Below are 19,181 nucleotides of genomic sequence, written 5' to 3'. Positions count from 1 at the left end.
TCCCAGACCCTACCTTAGCTGTCAGTTGTTGAAGCGAGTCTGATTCTGCTCCGGCTCTTTCGCTGCTGCTTGCCAGGGAGGGCGCATGCTGACGAAATCGAAGCACAGCCTCACGGACGTGGCCGACGGCCTGCTTAAGCCGTTGAGCAAGACCGAGTTGAAGCTTGCTCTGAGCGATCTCCAGAAAATCGGCAAGACCGAAGCGGCCGTCGCTGAAATGCTCAAAGTGGACGGGCCGCTTCGTGATTTCATCACCGCGGCGTTGACGCTGTCGCCCTATCTGCGCGACATCGCAAATGTTGACCCGAGCATCCTTTGCGGAGCGATAGTCGACCCGCTGGAGCCGCAGATAGAGACGCTGATTGCCGAGGCCAGAGACGCCTGGAGACCGGCAAGTGACGGCGTCCCGCCATCTGAATCGGAAATGATGAGCCGCTTGCGCATCGCCAAGCGCAAGGTGGCCTTCCTCGTGGCGCTTGCCGATCTCGCCCGCATCTTCGACGCGCGCGCCACCACCGCGTGGCTGAGCCGGCTTGCCGAAGCATCGGTTGCCGCTGCGATCGACCACCTCCTGCTCTCTGCACACGAGAGCCGCAAGCTTCAGCTGAAGGACGTTGCACGGCCAAGCGAGGGATCGGGGCTGATCGTCCTTGGCATGGGCAAGCTCGGCGCCTCCGAGCTCAACTATTCCTCCGATATCGATGTGGTCGTTTTCTTCGACGAGCAGGCGGGCATTCTTCCCGATCCCGACGACGCGATTGAGGTGTTTCCGCGTCTTATGAGGCGTCTCGTCAGGATCATGCAGGAGCGCACCGCGGACGGCTATGTGTTCAGGACGGACCTGAGGCTGCGGCCGGACCCCGGCTCGACGCCGCTTGCGATCTCCGTCGATGCGGCCATGATCTATTACGAGGGCAGGGGGCAGAACTGGGAACGGGCGGCCTTCATCAAGGCACGCGCGGTCGCCGGCGACGTCCCGGCGGGTGAGGAGTTCCTGCGGGGCCTCGTGCCTTTCGTCTTTCGCAAGTACCTCGACTACGCCGCGATTGCCGACATCCATTCCATCAAGCGCCAGATCCATGCTCACAAGGGACACGGTGCCATCGCCGTCAAGGGCCACAACGTAAAGCTTGGCCGCGGCGGAATTCGCGAGATCGAGTTCTTCGCGCAGACCCAGCAGCTGATCGCCGGCGGCCGCATGCCCGTGCTTCGCTTGCGCAGCACGGAGGAAACGCTGGTGGAGCTCACCAAGGCAAAGTGGATCGACGAGGAGACGCGCGACGAACTGACGGAGGCCTACTGGTTTCTCCGTGATGTCGAACACCGAATCCAGATGGTTCGCGACGAGCAGACGCACCTGCTTCCGGAGGCGGAAGCCGATCTGAAGCGCATCGCATTCATGATGGGCTTCAGCGATACACCGAGCTTTTCCGAACGACTGGTCGAGGTATTCAGAACCGTCGAGCGCCGCTACGCACGTTTGTTCGAACAGGAGACCAGACTTTCCACGGAAACCGGAAACCTCGTCTTCACCGGTCAGAACGACGATCCCGATACGCTGAATACGCTGAAGAAAATGGGTTTCGAGCGACCTTCGGATATATCGCGCGTTATACGCACCTGGCATTACGGGCGATACAAGGCGACGCAGTCCGTGGAAGCGCGCGAGCGGCTGACGGAACTGACGCCGCAACTGCTGCGGGTCTTCGGCGAGAGCAAGCGCGCGGACGAAGCGATCCTTCGGTTCGACAGCTTCATTTCCGGCCTTCCTGCCGGCATTCAACTTTTTTCTCTTCTTGGCAGCAACCCGGCTCTGCTTTCCCTCATCGTCAACATCATGTCGTCAGCGCCAAAGCTTGCGGAGGTGATTGCCGCCAAGCCGCATGTTTTCGATGGGATGCTCGACCCCGGCCTGATGGCGGAGCTCCCGACCCGCGACTATCTTGCAGAGCGGCTGCGGGGATCGCTGCAGCAGGCGCGTTACTACGAAGAGATCCTCGACCGCCTGCGCATCTTTGCTTCCGAGCAGCGCTTCCTGATCGGCATCCGCCTGCTGACGGGTACCATCAACGGCGCAATGGCCGCACGCGCCTTCACCCATCTGGCCGATCTCATCATCGAGGCAGCGCTCAAGGCTGTCATAGGCGAAATAGAAGCTGCTCACGGCAAGTTTCCCGGCGGCCGCGTCGCGGTCGCAGGCATGGGCAAGCTCGGCAGCTTCGAGCTGACCGCGGGCTCCGACATCGACCTCATTCTTCTCTACGACTATGAGGAGACGGCGGGCGAATCCGATGGTGCCAAGCCGCTCGACGCCGTCCGCTATTTTACGCGCATCACGCAACGCCTGATCGCCGCTCTTTCCGCGCCGACAGCGGAGGGCGTGCTGTACGAAGTCGATATGCGCTTGCGCCCCTCCGGCAACAAGGGACCGGTTGCCACCCGCATCAGTTCATTCGGCAAGTATCAGCGCGAGGAGGCCTGGACCTGGGAACATATGGCACTCAGTCGCGGCCGTCTGATTTGCGGTGATGGCAGTCTGATCGCGGAGGCGCAGCATATTGTTGGCGAAGTGCTTTCGAAAACGCGGGAGATAGGCAAGGTGACGCAGGATGTCACCGAGATGCGCGAGCTGATCGAAAAGGAAAAGCCCCCGGCAGGTCTGTGGGATCTGAAACTCATCCCCGGCGGCGTGATCGATATCGAATTCATCGCGCAGTACCTCGCGTTGATCGCCCCGGCAAAGGGCGTCGACGCGAAGGTCAACGGACTGAACACAGGTGAGGCGTTGAAGCTGCTCGGCGGAAAGCTGATGACGGCGGCGGACGTCGACACCTGTATCGAGGGCTTTGCGCTTTACACAGAGTTGTCGCAACTGATCCGGCTTTGCATCGACGCGCAGTTCGACCCCAAGGACGCGCCGGCCGGGCTGACCGATCTGGTCTGCCGTGCCGGCGACTGCCCTGACATCAAGACGCTCGAGGGCGAGGTGAAACGTCTCTCCAAGGCAGTCCGGAAGGTGTTCCTGTCGGTCGTTAGGGCTTAGCGGCCGCTGTCGGGGATGCGCAGCGATATGACCGTGCCGATCGCCTCGCGCGAGCGGATCTTCATCTGTCCGCCATGCAGGCTTGTGAGAGAGCGGGAGATCGCCAGCCCGAGCCCGGAGCCGCCCTTGCTCTTGGCATACTGGCTCTGGACTTGCTCGAAGGGTTGACCGATCTTGCTCAGGGCTGCGCGGGGAATGCCGATGCCGGTATCGGCGATGGTCAGAACAACAGCGCCGTTCGTCCGGCGGGTGCGTACGGCAATGCGGCCGCCCTCGTTGGTAAACTTGACGGCATTCGAAAGCAGGTTCAGCAGGATCTGCTTCATCGCACGGCGGTCGGCCGTCAGGGCCATACCGTCGCAGAGGCGCTGTTCGATCTGGATATTCTTCTCGCTTGCCGGGATCGCCGTAAAGCGAAGGCTTTCCTCAATCAACGGTGCGAGGTCCATATTCTCGCGATGTAGCTTCATGTGGCCAGCTTCGATCTTCGACATGTCGAGAATGTCGTTGATCACGTTCAGCAGGTGCTTGCCGCTGTGATGGATATCGCGGGCGTACTCGTCGTACTTGGCCGAGCCGAGCGGACCGAACATCTCGTCCTGGAGGATTTCCGAAAAGCCGAGGATCGCATTGAGCGGCGTGCGCAGTTCATGTGACATGTTGGCGAGAAATTCCGACTTTGCCCTGTTGGCGGCCTCGGCTCGCTCCTTTTCCGCCTGGTAGTTGGAGTTGGCGACCGAAAGCGCGGCCTTCTGGCTTTCAAGCGTATGTCTGGAGGCGGAGAGGTCGCCGATCGTTGCCATCAGGCGCCGTTCGGAATCGCGCAGGCGCTCCTGATTGCGCTTGAGCAGCGTAATGTCGGTGCCCACCGAAACCATACCGCCGTCGCGCGTGCGCCGCTCGTTGATCTGCAGCCAACGCTCGTCGGCAAGCTGCACTTCCGTCGTGCGCGAGTATCCAGATCCGTCGGCGTCGGCGATGCGCCGCTCGATGACGGGGCGGGCTGCCGCAGCGTTGACGGTCGAGCGCTCCGTGCCAGGTACCAGAACGCGGTCGGGTAGGCCGTAAGCCTGCTGGAAGTGGGCGTTGCACATGACCAGCCGGTCGTTCTTGTCCCACAGGACGAAGGCCTCCGACGTGCACTCGATGGCATCGGCCAGTCTTTGATCGGCTTCGGCGTATCGCTGCGCGAGACGATGCTGCTCGGTCACATCCATCGCGATGCCGATCATGTGGACACGGCCTGCGTTGGTTCGAATGACCTGGGCGCGCGCGCGCATCCAGACATAGTGGCCGCCTGCGTGGCGCATGCGAAAGATCTGATCGATCTGCTCGGAATCGCCGCGTGCGATCGAACGCGCGATTTCGTAGATGCCGCCGTCATCTGGATGCATCAGCCGGGCTGCGTCGCCGAAGCACATGTTGCCTTCCGAAGTCGGAAGGCCGAGCATTTCGTACATCGAGCGGGACCAGAAGAACTCGCGACGGTCGAAATCAAAATCCCATAGACCGCAGCGGCCGCGAGAAAGGGCCGTCTCGACGCGCAGGTTGGATTCGAGAAAGATCTCGTCCGCGTCGCGTGCGCGTTTCACCTGCGTATAGTAGGCGTAGAGCACGACGAGCAGGATCGAGGAAATGCCGGCAAATAGGGTAACGTTCAGCGTTGCCTCTTCACGCCAGAGCTTATCGATGCGGTCGAGAGACGTCGCTGCAACGACATAGCCGCCGGAATTGCCGACAAGCGTGATCTCCGCGTAATGTGGACGGCCGCTGATGGTCGTTTCGATGACACCGGCGCGATCACCGAAACGACGAATTGCCGAGACCTCTGAGAGGAAGTCGCCGACGCTCGCGCCGATGTAGGCGGCGCCGGCTGCCGATGCAGCAAAGACTTTGCCCGTTGGCTGGACAAGCAGCACGAAGGCATCGTCGTCCAGACGATCCTGCGGAAGAAAGCGCGCCAGGCGGGACTGCGCCGCGGTGACGTCGCCAGCCTCGAAAACCGCGCCGGATTCGGCGAATGCGGCGGCGGCGGTCGCGGCTGCGAGCGCCGTGGAATGACGGGCGGCAGCTTCCATCCGGCTGTACTCGGACATCATGCCGAAGAAGTGCGATGCAGCGACCACCGTGAGAAACGCGACGATCAACATCGGGATAGCGCGCTTGAGCGTTGTCTCGGCATGCACGACGTTGCGGGAGGGCGCTGAACTGCTGTTGGCGAAGGTATCGCGCCAGGAGCGGAAGCCTTCGAAATCGACACGCAGCCGCCCTTCGGCCACGGTTGCCCGCCGCACGTTCATCATCGTTTGAGCCTTGATCCCTCGTGTGATTCGCTGCGCCGCTCGCCCGAACCTGTCTCAATGAATCACTGGTGATTCGCGTTGTCCAGAGGAAAAGGTAAAAATCTGTTAACCGATTCTAAGTGCTTATTTTTCCAGAGCGTGCTGGAGGCGGCTTGCGATAGCGCGGCCGCTTCCCGTCGCAAATCACCCCTTGAGTGTGCGTTCGACAATATCGCGAACGTCCGTCGAAAGGCCCGCGGTCTGTTCAATTTCCGCCAAAGCCTTGCGTGCATGCTCGGCACGGATCGGCTCCAGTGAACGCCACGAACGCATGGACGTGAGGATGCGCGCGGCCAGCTGCGGGTTGCGGCCGTCGATGTCGAGTATCTCGCGTGCCAGGAACCGGTAGCCTTCGCCGTCCGCGCGCCCAAAGCCCGTCGGATTGGCAAAGGCAAACGTCCCGATGAGGGCGCGCACGCGATTGGGATTGGTTCGCTTGAAGAGCGGATTGTCCAGCAGCGTGAGAACGCGGTCGAGCGTCGCCGCTCCCGGGATGGCCGCCTGCACGGAGAACCACTTGTCGACCACCAACGGGTTTTCGGAGTAGCGGCCCAGAAACGCCGCCAAGGCTTCGGTCGCTTCATTGCTGTCGGGGAAACGATGAGCAAGGACGGTTAGCGCCTGCATAAGGTCGGTCATGTTGTTTGCGGCATCGAACGCGGCCTTGGCGCGCAAGGGCGCGTTTTCCGCATAGGAGAGATAGACGAGTGCCGCGTTACGCAGAGCACGGCGCCCAGCACTCTTGGCGTCGGGGCTGAAGGCGCCCGTTGTCGTCATCGTATCCAGAAGTGCGGCGAATATTTCTTTTCCGGCTGCTGCGACCTGCTGCATCACCGCCTGGCGGCCGGCGTGGATGGCGTCCGGATCGTTGTTCCCGCCAAGTTCCCGTGCGATGTCGGCTTCGCTCGGCAGCGCCAGCGCCTGGGCGCGGAAAGCCGGTTCGAGGCTCTCGTCGGTGGCCGCGGCAAGCAGCGCGTCGACAAAGGTCCGCTCGGCCACCACGGTTTTGCCAACGCGCGTATCGCGTCCCGCGGCCAGCAGAGTAGGCAACGCCAGATCCGTGAGCGCTTGCCAGCGAGAAAAGTGATCGGTCTCATAGCGGGCCAACAAGGCGAGATCTGCCGGCGTCTGATCGAAGTGCAGGTTGACAGGCGCCGAGAAGCTGCGGTTGATCGACACGACAGGGCGCGAAGCAATGCCATCGAACACTGCCGTCTGCGCCCGCTCGGTAAGATGCAGCACATTGCCGGTGTACTCGGCCCCAGCGACGGTAGCAGGCTGAAACGCCGTGCCGTCCTCTGCAAACAGCGCGACGCTGAGCGGAATGTGCATCGGTTCCTTGTCGGTTTGCCCCGGCGTTGCCGGGATCATCTGTTCGAGCGAGAGGCTGAAGGTTTTCGCTGCAGCGTCGTAGGTCCCGGAGGCGGTGATGAGCGGCGTACCCGCCTGATGATACCAGAGCGAGAACTGCGCGAGGTCGCGTCCGCTCGCATCCTCGAAGCATTTGACAAAATCCTCTATCGTCACGGCTTGGCCGTCATGACGATCGAAGTAGAGGTTCATGCCCTTCTTGAACGTCTCCTTGCCGAGCAGCGTCGCGATCATCCGCGTGACCTCGCTGCCCTTCTCATAGACGGTTGTCGTATAGAAGTTGTTGATTTCACGATACTTCGTCGGGCGCACCGGATGAGCGAGCGGACCGCCGTCTTCCGGGAACTGTTCCGATTTCAGATGCCGGACTTCAGCAATGCGCTTGACCGGGCGCGAGCGCTGATCGGCGGAGAATTCGTGGTCGCGATAGACCGTCAAGCCTTCCTTGAGGCACAGCTGGAACCAGTCGCGGCAGGTGATGCGGTTGCCGGTCCAGTTGTGGAAATATTCGTGCGCGATGATCGCCTCGATATTGGCGTAGTCTGCATCGGTCGCGGTTTCCGGATCGGCGAGGACGTATTTGTCGTTGAAGACGTTGAGCCCCTTGTTCTCCATGGCGCCCATGTTGAAGTCGGAGACGGCAACGATCATGAAGATATCGAGGTCGTATTCGCGGCCGAAGGCTTCTTCGTCCCACTTCATCGAGCGCTTCAGGGCGTCCATCGCATAGCCGGCACGGGGCTCCTTGCCGTGCTCGACATAGATCTTCAACGCGACGTCGCGACCGGACATCGTGGTGAAGGTGTCCTCAATCACGCCGAGATCGCCGGCCACCAGCGCGAAAAGGTAGCTCGGCTTGGGATGCGGATCGAACCAGGCCGCAAAATGCTTGCCTTCGCCGTAACCTGCGCCGCCGAGGAAATTGCCGTTCGAGAGCAGCAGCGGGTTGGCCGCCTTGTCGGCGATGATATTGACCGTGAAGGGAGCCAGTACATCCGGGCGGTCGGGAAAATAGGTGATGCGGCGGAATCCCTCCGCCTCGCACTGCGTGCAATAGATCCCGCCGGTGCGGTAGAGACCCATCAGTTGGGTATTCGCTTCCGGGTTGATGATCGTCGTGATAGTCAGCTCAAAGGGACCGGACTCCGGCAGGTCTCGGATCGTCAGGCTTTCCGGCGTGGCCGTATACTGGCTGGCGGGCATGTCCATCTGGTCGAAGAGCAGACCGGAAAGCGCCAGTTCATCGCCATCAAGGATCAACGGGGCCTTTGCGTCAGCGCCTTCGCGGCGACGGAAGATCAGGCGCGATTCTACTTTTGTTTCCGTGGGATCGAGTTCGAACGTCAGGTCGACCCGCTCCAGAACGAAGTCGGTGGGGCGGTAGTCTGCCAGATTGATGACCTGGCCGGTATCTGTGCGCATAGTGTTCCCTGAAGACCTTAAGACATTGCTTCGCAAACAGAGTGGGCGCTCTGCCGTAAAATTTGAGGCTATGATTACATCAAAGTCTGAACCAAAGCTAAAGCGAACGGCCTTCGAGCCCAAGTTTTAGCGCGGCCACGTGTCGGAGATACTTGATGCATTCTGTTTCTACTATCTCAGATTGAGAGCCGTGTTTGCAGCAATAATCCGGATGCGCCAGATGCAGAACGGGAGTGTAAATCCGCCTTGATTTGTACATGCATAGGTTGTTTGTTGTCGGACGGGGACATTGCGAAACAGTGAGAGTTCGTGGCTGTGGAAAGGTCAGCAACCATTTGGCTAGCTGACTATTTCTGGGCGTTTATCGACGATGGCGATCGTCGCCCTGATCAGACGCGGCGGCAACTCCCTCTCGATTTTAGATTTTTGCCCTGTTCTTTAAAGGAAACCACTGCCACAGTCGGCACGCGTCGAGTCTGATGCGTTCTCCCGCCCTCCATTGCCAATACAAGAGCTTGTGACATGCAGTCGGTTCCCGGAAATCCGATGAGGGGTATTGCGCTAAAAGTCGCCTCGGTCGTCGTCTTCCTCGCAATGCAGACCTTCATCAAACTGGCCGGCAGCGACATTCAACCAGGGCAGGTGACGTTCTGCCGATCCTTTTTCGCTCTTTTTCCCATCATCGCCTACCTGACCTATCGCGGCCAGCTGCGGTCCTCTTTCCACACGGCCAATCCGGTGGGCCATCTGAAGCGCGGGACGCTTGGGATCATATCCATGGGGCTCGGATTCTACGGTCTGCTGCACCTGCCGTTGCCGGAGGCGATCGCTCTTGGCTATGCGACGCCGCTGGTTGCCGTGGTCTTTGCAGCGATTTTCCTCGGCGAGACCGTGCGGGTCTATCGTTGGAGCGCAGTCATCGTGGGCATTGTCGGCGTTTCGATCGTGTCCTGGCCCAAGCTCACCCTTTTTCGCGACGGTGGAGGTGAAACCGAACAGGCAATCGGCGCGATAGCAGTCTTGCTGTCGTCGGTTCTTGGCGGGATGGCGATGATCCAGGTGCGCCGGCTTGTCGAGGAGGAGAAGACCTCGACGATCGTTCTGTATTTCTCGATCACGGCATCGGTCTTCTCGTTGGTGACGTTGCCTTTCGGCTGGGACTTTCTCGACCTCGCGCCGCAGATATTTCTGATTGCCGCCGGCTTTTGCGGCGGCGTTGCGCAGATATTGCTGACAGAGAGCTATCGGCACGCCGATGTCTCCACAATTGCACCATTCGAATACACGTCGATCGTGCTGGGCGGCGTCTTGGCCTACTTCGTGTTCGGTGACATACCGACCCTCAGCATGCTGGCCGGCACGGCCATCATCGTGGCTGCCGGTATATTCATCATCTACCGCGAACATCGGCTGGAACTCGAGCGTCGGGCTTCTCGCGCAACCGGCTAGCCGTACGAGGTCGCTGCATCGAAAAACAAATCCCCTGCTTGTAGCAAATTCGATACCTTCGCATAGATTGAATAAAAACCAGGAAAATTGAAGGCTGGTATCTTGGCATGCGCCGTGGTTTCTGAATATGAAAGTGTTTCATTTATTCGCAGTGCTGCATATTAGAAATAGGCGGCGTTCTTGGGCTGTCGTATGCACGATGGATGCCAATCGGGTGCGAAGTCCGGGAGAGACATGCCGTTAAGTGCTGAAAACCTTGTCGCAGATCCAAAATTCATACTAGGCATCCGTTTCCATGCCGGCCGCATGCGCAGCATGTTCGACGCGGGACCGCGGCTCGCCCGGCTGCTGGCCTCTCAGCAACGCTGGTTGTTGACCCAGATGGCTTACGCGTTGAGTATGGAACGTGATCCAGCGGATTCTTCCTCGGGTCTGACGGCCGTAAGGCTGACCAGCGAGATCACCGCTTTGAAGGTCGCAAGCCGCAACACGGTGCTGAGCTTTATCGACGAACTTTTCACCTATCGCTTCATTGCTTGCGAGCCGGGGGACGAGCGGAGAAGGCCGCGCCATTACGAGCCTTCCGACCACAGCCATCAGGCAATGTTCGGCTGGCTGTGGTCCAATCTTTGCGCGTTGGATATGCTGGACGGCTCCGACCGTGCTGTCCAGTTTCAGGCGCAGCCCGCCTGGATGCGTCTCATGCAGCCCCGTATCGCCCGAAATTGCGTTGGTGACCCGTTGTGGCGCGAGCCGCCGGAACAGGTTGGCCTCTTCTTGTGGAATGATGCGGGCGGGCTGATCGTCGACCATCTGATGTCGCGACTCGACCTCGATGAACAGGATCCCGACCGATATGTCATCGGCCATATCGACAGCCGTGCGCTTGCCGCCGATTTCATGATGTCGCGCACTCATATGCAGAGGCTCTTTGCCAAGGCAGCGCAGCACCGATCCGCTGGGTGGGAGCCAGGCTCGAAGCGGCCCTCGCTATGGGTTTCTCGCGATTTCGTTCAGGCATACTGCCGCTGGCAGGCGATCAAATTTGCCTACGTGGACGAAGCCTTCCACTGGGTGAGGTCTTTGTCGGAGGAACGGCTTGGCGAGTGGCAAAGGTCGTAGCCGCGGCCGCCTAGGCGGCGTCAGGCGACATGTCCCGTTCGTATGATTCGGCGGCGCAGACGGCCGCGCGGATATGCTCGATCGTATTGATTTTGCAGAAGAGCGAAAGAAGACGTGTCGTCATGATCATGCCAAGTAAAATGAGGCAGGCGTGACGCCCGCCGCCTCTCTGTCAATATTGCTGGAAGTCCGCAAAGATAGCAGCGGGGCGCGCAATGCGCCCGCTGGCGCCTGTGCCGCGAGCCACCATCTGCTCGTTGGTCGCGAAGCCGATACGGTTGTAGCTCTGCGTTTTGCGAACGCGATCGCTCACGACGCGGAGGGTTTCAAACCCGCAGTGAATAGGACGTAAAAGTGCGCTCATGGCCTTGGTTCCTTTTGATTCCTCCCAAGACACAGGCCCAATATTGCAGTGCACCATGATTTTTGCAACGCATAAGAACACGCAACTGGTATGCGCTAATTGCATGCGTCGCTTCATAAAACGTTTACAATTGGCTATTTTTAATGCAGGTCAGAGTGCCGCAAGTTTTTCTCTAAAAGCCAAAAGGTCGTTCCATGCCAAACGTTTATTGATCGGCGCGGTCAGAAGATCCTGCGGATGCAGCGTTGCGATCGCCGGAATGGTCTGCCCACCGATCGCAATGTCGCGCCATTGGCCGCGGAGCCCGTGGATCGTGTCGCTCTCGCCGAAAAACACGCGAGCGGCAAAATTCCCCAGCAGGAGAATCACTTTCGGTTCTGCCAGCGCGATTTGCCGCTCGATGAAAGGGCGGCAGATATCCATCTCGGCAGACGACGCGACCCGATTTCCGGGGGGGCGCCAGGGGATGACCTGAGTGAGCACAATGCCGCTGCGGTCGAGCCTGATCGCTGCAAGCATCTTGTCCAGCAACTGGCCGGGTCTTCCTGCGAAGGGTTGGCCTTCGCGATCGTCTTCCGCGCCCGGCGCCGAACCGATGACCATGATGCCACTTCCTGCGTCGCCGCTGGCAAAGATGGTCGAGCGGGCGCTGTGTTTCAGGTTGCAGCCGTTGAACGCCTCGATGGCAGTCTTCAGCTCCGTCAGCGAACGGGCGCCTTCGGCGGCAAAACGTGCCTGTTGGACCGCTTCGCCATCCGGAATTGCCGGCTGCGGTCTTTGGGCGGCGCGCTCGGGCTGTGGAGCGCCGCGTTGCTGCGCTTGCGGTGAGGGGCGAGACGCCGGCTGGCGGCTCTCCCCGACCTGTGGGGCAGGGGCGGCGGTACGCCTTGACGCCTTCATTGCTTCGAACTCGGCGAACCGATCGACGGCCTCCTCCTCCAGCAGCCACTCGACTCCGGCCTCTGTATGAAAGTGCAGAAGCGCGGCAAGTTCGCCCGGGGAGAGGTCGTTGACGGAGATCATGCGTGCGACTTTACCGAAGCCGCATCGTCAATGAAAGAGCGCCGAGGTGCACAAGCGACCTATTGCACCGTCCATTGCGCAATGTCGTCGCGTTCGCCGATCAGCGCCAGGCCATGCGCGATCGACAGCAGTTCTCCACCCGTCTCGATCCGATCCGAATCGAAGCGCTCGGTAAAGATACGACGAACGGCCGGCACGAAGGAGGTGCCGCCGGTCAGAAAGACCTTGTCGATGGCTGTCGACGTCGTGTTCGTCTTCTGCAGAACATCGTCGAGCGCGCCCTCGATCCGCGCGAGGTCGTCGGCAATCCAGCTGTCGAAGTCCGCGCGACGCACTGTGCGGTGTCCGCCGCGTCCTAGCGGACCGAAGTCGAACGCGGCCTCATCGGCTGCGGAGAGCGCCATTTTGGTTGCGGAGACCGCCTGGTAGAGCGGATATCCCTCGTCGTGGTCGACGAGATCGATGAAGGTCTCGAGCTTCTCCGGTTCCAGAGCTGTCCGCACCAGCTTCTTCAAATCTTCGAACTCGCGCGATGTCTTGAAGATCGACAGCTGGTTCCAGCGGCCGAAGCTCGAATAGTAGTTGCTGGGAACTTCAAGAATCTTGTCGAAACTTCTGAAATGACTGCCTTTGCCGATCTGCGGCGCAATGATGTTGTCGATGATACGGTAGTCGAAGTGGTCGCCTGCGACACCCACGCCGGCGTGACCAATGGGCGTTGCCGTCAGCTTTCCGGCAACAGTCTCGAAGCGGATAAGCGAATAGTCGGTGGTGCCGCCTCCGAAGTCGGCAACCAACACCGTTGCGTCCGACTTCAGGTTCTGCGCGAAGAAGAAAGCTGCGGCCACCGGCTCGTAGACATAGTGGATTTCGGGAAAGCCGAAGCGGGAGAGGGCCTCGTTGTAGCGCTCGGTCGCCAGCGCCGGATCGGGGTTGGCGCCGGCAAAATGCACCGGCCGCCCTGTAACGATCCGCTGGACATCCGACGGCCAATTGTTGCCGGCATAATTCTTCAGGCGCTCAATGAACACCTCCATCAGGTCCTCGAAGCTGTGACGCTTGGCGTAGATTAAGGTGCCTTGGAAGAGGGCGCTGGCGGCAAAGGTCTTGATGGACTGCAGAAAGCGGCAGTCGCCGGGATTGTCGATGAACTGGCGGATTGCCGCGTGGCCAGCCTCGACCTTGAGGGCCGATGTGCGGAGTTGCCCGCCTTTCATGAAAGAGAGTGCCGTGCGCATGCTGTCGGAGATGCCTGCCGCGCTGGTGAAAGCCATGGAATGGGTCGTTTCGCCATCCGCTGTGGCAAGCACCGTGTTCGTCGTGCCAAAGTCTAAACCAAGCGCCTGAGCCATGCTCGCACCTCTTAAATCAGATTGTTGCCTGAGACTGGAGCAGATGCTCCGCCAGGGCGCGGAAGGGCGCCCGAATTCTAGGGAGGGCGCGTGATGCCACAGAGGTCGGTCTTATTCAAGACGTCGATTGAAAATGAAACGGGCGCCATTGGCGCCCGTCGGGTCACTCGGCGGCGATCGCCCGAGGAACCTCTTCTTCTTCCGCGGCTTTTTTCTTGCGGCCGAAGCTCAGGAGCCAATCGCTGAGCCTGCCCATCTCGACGAAGATCACAGGCGTAATGAACAGCGTCAGCGCCTGAGACACAATCAGGCCGCCGACGACGGCAATGCCAAGCGGCTGGCGAAGCTCGGAGCTGGCACCGGTGCCGAGGGCGATCGGAAGCGCACCGAGCAACGCACAGAACGTCGTCATCATGATCGGCCGGAAACGTCTGATGCAGGCTTCGTGGATGGCTTCGGAGGGCGACATCCCGGTGCCCGAGCGCAGGTTTTCCAACGCGACGTCGATCATCATGATCGCGTTCTTCTTGACAATGCCGATCAGCATCAGCAGGCCGATCAATGCGATGATCGACAGGTCGAAGCCCATGACCCTGAGCGCCAGCAGGGCGCCCAGCGCCGCTGCCGGCAGCCCCGATAGAATCGTCAACGGGTGGATGAAGCTCTCGTAAAGCACGCCAAGAACGACGTAGATCGTCAGAACGGCCGCCAGGATGAGCAACGGCGTGTTGCCCTGAGACTGCTCGAAGATTTGCGCGGTACCGCCGTAGGACGTGAAGATGTCCGCCGGCATGTTGATGTCCTTCTTGATCTGATCGACCGCGGCTGTTGCGTCTCCGAGTGCTTCGCCGGCGGGCAGGTTGAAGGAAACCGTGGTCGAGACCAGCTGCCCCGTCTGGTTGATCGTTACCGGACCGGTGGTGCGTTGGACCTCGGCGAAGTTCGACAACGGGACGAGGGTCCCATTGTTTGATGCAACGCGGATTTCCTGGAGCTTCTGGTCGTCCCAGGGCTTGCTGGTGTCGTATTCGACGATCACGTCATAGCTGTCGCCGGTCGACTGGATCTGCGCTGCCGCGTAACCGCCAAACGATTCCTGCAGTGTCGTACGCAACTGATCGTCGTCGATGCCGAAGGCGGCAGCCTTCTCGCTATCGACGACGATGTTGGCTTGCAGTGCATTGTTCTGCGCATCGGACGTGACATCCGTGAAGCGTGGATCGGCGTGCATCGCCTTTTGGATCTTGTCGGCCCAGAGGTTCGTCTGCTCGGCGCTCAGTGCCTGAACGACGAGCTGATACTGGCTGGCTGTCTGGCGCCCGCCGAAGCGCAGGCTCTGCTGTGGCGTGATGAAGGCCTGCAGCCCCGGGATCTTGCTGATGCTGGCGCGCAGTTCCCTCAGTGTCTGGTCCAGCGGAACGCGCTGATCCTTGTTCTTCAGCTCCACGAACATCGTGCCGTTGTTGAGCGGGCTGCGTGCGTTGCCGCCGACGATCGACATCACATGGTTCACCGCCGGGTTCTGCCTGACCAGGTCTGCGGCCTGGTTCTGCAGTGACTGCATGGCAGGGTAGGAAATGTCCTGACGCGCGCGTGTCGATATGTTCAGGCGACCAATGTCTTCAGTCGGGAAGAAGCTCGCCGGCAGCGTCATGAACAGATAGACTGTCAGTCCCACGGAAGCGAGGAACAGCGCTAGAATGGCCGGCCGGTGGGCTAGGCACCAGCCGACTGCCTTCTCATAGCCTCTGAGCGTCTGCTCGAAGCCGGCATCGAACCAGCGAATGAAGAATGGCGGCTGTTCGTGGCCGCTGCCCAGCCGCGAGGCAAGCATCGGCGTCACCGTTAGCGATACGATCGCGGAGGCGACAATGGCGATCGCAACAACCATGCCGAACTCGTTGAAGATTCTGCCGACGACGCCGCCCATCAGAAGGATCGGGATGAAAACGGCAATCAGCGATACCGACATCGAGATGATCGTATAGCTGACCTCGCCCGCGCCTTTGATCGCCGCGTCGAGAACGGGCATTCCTTCTTCCACATGCCTCAGAATGTTCTCAAGCATCACGATCGCGTCGTCGACGACGAGGCCCACCGCCAAAGTCAGTCCGAGCAGCGATATGTTGTCGATGCTGTAGCCGAGCACATACATCATTCCGAAAGTCGAAATCAGCGACAGCGGAACGGCAAGGCCCGGAATGAGCGTTGCCGTCAGATGACCCGTGAACAGGTAGATCACCAGCACGACGAGGCCGATCGTCAGGAGCAGCGTGAACTTCACGTCGGATATCGCGTCGCGGATCGGCTTGGCCGAATCGTTCATGACCTGCGTTGTCACCGATGCTGGGATTTCCGCGTGCAGAGCGGGCAGCTTGGCGTTGATCGCATCGACCACCTGGACAGTGTTCGCATCCGGCTGGCGCTGTATAGCGAGGATGATGCTCTGCTTGCCGTCGTACCAGCTTCCGGTGTTCAGATTCTCCACGCTGTCCTGAACATCCGCGACATCGCCGAGGTGGATCGGCGCGCCGCCCGGATTGGCGATCACCAACGAGCGGAATTCTTCCGCGTTGGTGCGCTGGGTGTCGGCGTTGATCGTCATGCTCTGGCTGTTGTTCTGCAGCGTGCCGACAGGCACCTGGCTGTTTGCAGCGACCAGCGCCTTGTTTACCGTGTCGATGCCAATGCCGCGGTTAAGAAGCTTGCTCGGGTCGACTTCGACGCGAACGGCATATGTCTGTGCGCCGAAGACTGACACTTCAGCAACGCCTGGAAGCGTCGAAAGAGACGGCGCGATGATGTTCTCGGCGATCTCGTCGAGCTTGCTTCGTGGCATCGTGTCACTTTGGACTGCAAGCAGCATCACCGGCGCATCGGACGGGTTGGTCTTGCGATAGCTCGGCGGCGTCGTCATGTTGTCGGGCAACTGGCGGGTCGCGTGCGATATCGCGGCCTGAACGTCGGCCGCGGCCGCATCGATGCTGCGGTTCAGATCGAACTGCAGAACGATGCTCGTGTTGCCGAGCGAGTTGGTGGCGCTGATTTCGCTGATGCCAGGAATAGTCTCGAACTGTTTGATCAGCGGCGTCGCGACCGATGTAGCCATCGTTTTGGGCGAGGCGCCGGTCAGCGCGGCGGAGACGTTGATTGTCGGAAAGTCGACCTGCGGCAGGGCTGCCACTGGCACAAGCTGGTAGCCGGCGATACCGGCAAGAACGACGCCGATCGCAAGCAGCGTGGTGGCGACAGGACGCTGGATACAGAAATTCGGTATCATTCTTTCGTGTCCGCTACGATGGTTTCTGTCTTCTTCGGCTGAGCGGCGGCAGCGACATCCAGTGCCTTGGCGTCGAATTCCTCTTTGACCGCCTGCTGATCGACGAGTTGAGCCTGTCCTTCGATCACCACGTGGTCGCCTTCGGAAAGGCCGGCTGAGATGGCGCTGAACCCCCCGTTGGCGCGTGCGACGGTTACCTGGGTCAGTTGCGTTTTCCCATCCTTGACGACGAATGAAAAGAAGCCGTCTGCACCGGGGCTCACTGCCACGGTCGGAACGACCACCTGCTGCTCATTGTTGTTGAAGTGGACAACAATGTTGACAGACTGGCCAGGCCAAAGCGCACCGGACGCATTCTCGAATTTTGCCTTGGCAAGGATCGTGCCCGACGCCGGATCGACGGTATTATCGTAAAAACTGATGGTCCCTTTCCGTGCCTTGCCCTTGTCGGACTGCGGAACCGTGGTGACATCGACAGTGCCTGCCGCAAGCGATTGTTTCAACTGCCGCAGATCGCGCTCCTGGAGGTGAAACTTCACGTAGATCGGGTCATACTTGGCGATAGTGACGATCGCAGAGCCGGCATTCAAGAAGGCGCCGGGGCTGACGGCGATGTCGCCAAGGCGGCCGTCGAACGGTGCTCTTATCTGCGTATGTTCGAGCAGTACCTGGTCTGAGGCGAGTGCTGCCTTATCCGCCTGGACAGTGGCGGCAGCGGTGTCGCGTGCAGCCTTTGCCTGATCATAGGTCTGCTGCGTACCGGCCTTGGACGTCAGCAGGTCGGAGGCGCGCGTCAGCGCAGTTTCTGCTTCCGCCAAAGTCGCAGTATCCCTGACGATCATCGCATTGTCCCTGTCGACAGCCGCCTGTGCGGTGCGGTCGTCCAGCTTCGCGATGAGGTCGCCACGCTTGACGGTCGCGCCGTCCGTGGCGACGATATCGGTGACAAGTCCTTGCTCTTGAGCCGCGATCGTCGTGTTGTCGTCGGCATCGGCCCAGCCGGAAGCCGTGACGTCGCGAGGCAGCACCGTTTTGACCGCCGCAACCGTCCTCACGAGGGTCGGTCCGCCGCTGCCGCGGCTGTGTCCCTTGCCACCCTTCTGGTCGCCGCCCTGTTGCGCACCGTCGCTGCCGGCTTGATGGCCGCTTGCAGCATCTGCCTGCTGCGTTGCCTTCGTGCCGAACTGCGCAAGGAAGGCAATGCGATCCCTATATTGCCAGGCGCCAACACCGGCAGCGGCAATGATGCAAATGGTGATCCAAAGTTTCTTCATGGGTAAAACCGGTCAGGGACGAGTTGTGCGAAAATGCAGCCTCTAGTGAACCACGTTTATTGCGGCGCAAAAAAGACACAATTCTGCAAGGGCCATCACTAAGTGGTTATTATAGCTTAAATTTCTGTAATGAAAGATATGTCTAATATAAAGGCATTTGGCGTGCGGAGCAGATGCGACCGCCGGCGCCGCCTCGCGGCTGCCGATTGTCGTTTTCAATCAGACGGATCGCGCTGCACCGCCGTCGCATCGGACAAGACTGCCGGTGATGTAACTCGCCTGCTGGCTGCAGAGAAAAGCGGCAGTGGCGGCGAACTCCTCGACTGTCCCGTAGCGCCCGACCGGAATGAGTGCTTCCTTGCCGGCTCGGATTTCATCCATGCTTTTGCCGGCTCGCTTGGCCGCTGCCCCGTCGAGGTCGTCAAGGCGGCCGGTCAGGATGCTGCCGGGAAGCAAGAGGTTCGCGGTGATTCCATCACGGCCGATCTCTGTTGCCAACGTCTTGCTCCATCCGGCGAGGGCAGGGCGCAGCGTGTTGGACAGAGCGAGATTTCCGATCGGCTCGATCACGCCCGACGAGGCGACGGTCAGAATTCGGCCCCAGCCCTGCGCCTTCATCGCTGGCAGCAGTGCATTGGTGAGGGCAATGACGCGAAGCACCATGGAGAAAAAATAGGTTTCCAGCTTTTCCGGTGTCATATCCGCCGTTGTCCCCGGTGTCGGACCACCGGTGTTGTTGACGAGGATATCGACGCTTCCGAGCTTGGCTTTTGCCGCAGCGGCTACACCGCCAACGAAATTGTCGTCGAAGAGGTCGGCCCAGATCCAGTCAGCCTTGCCTCTGCCCTCTGCGTTGATCGTCTGGCAATTCGCCTCCAGCGTTTCGCCGCTGCGACCGCACAACAGGACGTTTGCCCCTTCGCGGGCCAGCGCAACGGCGATGCCGTGGCCAAGCCCGCGCGAAGATGCCAGAACGAGGGCGCGCTTGCCCTTGATACCGAAATCCATTGAAGCCTCCAATTTTTCCGTCCAATCTATAGGGTGGATGAAGATGGAAAGGGAAGAGTATACCCGCGTTATTTGCGTGAGTTTATTGACGTTGACGTAAACGTCATATAATTCTTCTGTTCGGAGGAGGG

At 60.2% G+C, this 19,181-nt stretch carries 11 protein-coding genes; 3 read left to right on the top strand and 8 right to left on the bottom strand.

Going from position 1 to position 19,181, the window contains the following annotated elements; genetic code table 11:
- Positions 1-85 precede the first annotated feature (85 nt).
- Positions 86-3,043, top strand: coding sequence for a bifunctional [glutamine synthetase] adenylyltransferase/[glutamine synthetase]-adenylyl-L-tyrosine phosphorylase (locus AC1DMK_RS10515; RefSeq protein WP_477858791.1), 2,958 nt, complete (start codon positions 86-88; stop codon positions 3,041-3,043).
- Here the strand turns inward: AC1DMK_RS10515 and AC1DMK_RS10510 are convergent.
- Both AC1DMK_RS10510 and pepN read right to left on the bottom strand, forming a co-directional pair.
- On the bottom strand, positions 3,040-5,346 hold the full coding sequence (locus tag AC1DMK_RS10510) for a PAS domain-containing sensor histidine kinase (protein WP_477858789.1): 2,307 nt from the start codon (positions 5,344-5,346) through the stop codon (positions 3,040-3,042). The two genes, AC1DMK_RS10515 and AC1DMK_RS10510, sit on opposite strands and share 4 nt — an antisense overlap.
- Positions 5,347-5,529: 183 nt before the next feature.
- Positions 5,530-8,178, bottom strand: coding sequence for an aminopeptidase N (pepN, locus tag AC1DMK_RS10505; RefSeq protein ID WP_477858788.1), 2,649 nt, complete (start codon positions 8,176-8,178; stop codon positions 5,530-5,532).
- A gap of 522 nt (positions 8,179-8,700) precedes the next feature.
- Between pepN and AC1DMK_RS10500 the strand changes: the two genes are divergently transcribed.
- On the top strand, positions 8,701-9,627 hold the full coding sequence (locus AC1DMK_RS10500) for a DMT family transporter (RefSeq protein WP_037062144.1): 927 nt from the start codon (positions 8,701-8,703) through the stop codon (positions 9,625-9,627).
- Positions 9,628-9,861: 234 nt separating this feature from the next.
- Entirely contained in the window at positions 9,862-10,749 is an 888-nt protein-coding gene (locus AC1DMK_RS10495) for a hypothetical protein (protein WP_037062143.1), read from the top strand.
- A gap of 172 nt (positions 10,750-10,921) precedes the next feature.
- Here AC1DMK_RS10495 and AC1DMK_RS10490 read toward each other — a convergent pair whose 3' ends face one another.
- The 6 genes from AC1DMK_RS10490 to AC1DMK_RS10465 all read right to left on the bottom strand — a co-directional run bounded on the left by AC1DMK_RS10490 (position 10,922) and on the right by AC1DMK_RS10465 (position 19,050).
- Entirely contained in the window at positions 10,922-11,113 is a 192-nt protein-coding gene (locus AC1DMK_RS10490; protein WP_037062141.1) for a hypothetical protein, read from the bottom strand.
- Positions 11,114-11,263: 150 nt separating this feature from the next.
- Entirely contained in the window at positions 11,264-12,136 is an 873-nt protein-coding gene (locus AC1DMK_RS10485) for a uracil-DNA glycosylase (RefSeq protein WP_477858787.1), read from the bottom strand.
- A gap of 59 nt (positions 12,137-12,195) precedes the next feature.
- Positions 12,196-13,488 (bottom strand): Hsp70 family protein, encoded by a 1,293-nt coding sequence (locus tag AC1DMK_RS10480; RefSeq protein ID WP_477858786.1) that lies wholly within the window; start codon positions 13,486-13,488, stop codon positions 12,196-12,198.
- A gap of 163 nt (positions 13,489-13,651) precedes the next feature.
- Positions 13,652-16,768: an efflux RND transporter permease subunit gene (locus AC1DMK_RS10475; protein ID WP_037062134.1), complete on the bottom strand. Its 3,117-nt coding sequence runs from the start codon at positions 16,766-16,768 to the stop codon at positions 13,652-13,654.
- Entirely contained in the window at positions 16,765-18,042 is a 1,278-nt protein-coding gene (locus AC1DMK_RS10470; RefSeq protein WP_037062132.1) for an efflux RND transporter periplasmic adaptor subunit, read from the bottom strand. The genes AC1DMK_RS10475 and AC1DMK_RS10470 overlap by 4 nt, the downstream gene beginning before the upstream one ends.
- Before the next feature lie 219 nt (positions 18,043-18,261).
- Positions 18,262-19,050: an SDR family oxidoreductase gene (locus AC1DMK_RS10465; RefSeq protein ID WP_477858783.1), complete on the bottom strand. Its 789-nt coding sequence runs from the start codon at positions 19,048-19,050 to the stop codon at positions 18,262-18,264.
- Between the last annotated feature and the right edge of the window lie 131 nt (positions 19,051-19,181).

Source organism: Rhizobium sp. 05L419, from assembly GCF_056397845.1.
This window is presented reverse-complemented; position numbering and strand designations above follow the sequence as displayed.

Coding starts and splice junctions, on each gene's coding strand:
- AC1DMK_RS10515 (WP_477858791.1), top strand. CDS start 86: ATGCTGACGAAATCGAAGCACAGCCTCACGGACGTGGCCGACGGCCTG.
- AC1DMK_RS10510 (WP_477858789.1), bottom strand. CDS start 5,346: ATGATGAACGTGCGGCGGGCAACCGTGGCCGAAGGGCGGCTGCGTGTC.
- pepN (WP_477858788.1), bottom strand. CDS start 8,178: ATGCGCACAGATACCGGCCAGGTCATCAATCTGGCAGACTACCGCCCC.
- AC1DMK_RS10500 (WP_037062144.1), top strand. CDS start 8,701: ATGCAGTCGGTTCCCGGAAATCCGATGAGGGGTATTGCGCTAAAAGTC.
- AC1DMK_RS10495 (WP_037062143.1), top strand. CDS start 9,862: ATGCCGTTAAGTGCTGAAAACCTTGTCGCAGATCCAAAATTCATACTA.
- AC1DMK_RS10490 (WP_037062141.1), bottom strand. CDS start 11,113: ATGAGCGCACTTTTACGTCCTATTCACTGCGGGTTTGAAACCCTCCGC.
- AC1DMK_RS10485 (WP_477858787.1), bottom strand. CDS start 12,136: ATGATCTCCGTCAACGACCTCTCCCCGGGCGAACTTGCCGCGCTTCTG.
- AC1DMK_RS10480 (WP_477858786.1), bottom strand. CDS start 13,488: ATGGCTCAGGCGCTTGGTTTAGACTTTGGCACGACGAACACGGTGCTT.
- AC1DMK_RS10475 (WP_037062134.1), bottom strand. CDS start 16,768: ATGATACCGAATTTCTGTATCCAGCGTCCTGTCGCCACCACGCTGCTT.
- AC1DMK_RS10470 (WP_037062132.1), bottom strand. CDS start 18,042: ATGAAGAAACTTTGGATCACCATTTGCATCATTGCCGCTGCCGGTGTT.
- AC1DMK_RS10465 (WP_477858783.1), bottom strand. CDS start 19,050: ATGGATTTCGGTATCAAGGGCAAGCGCGCCCTCGTTCTGGCATCTTCG.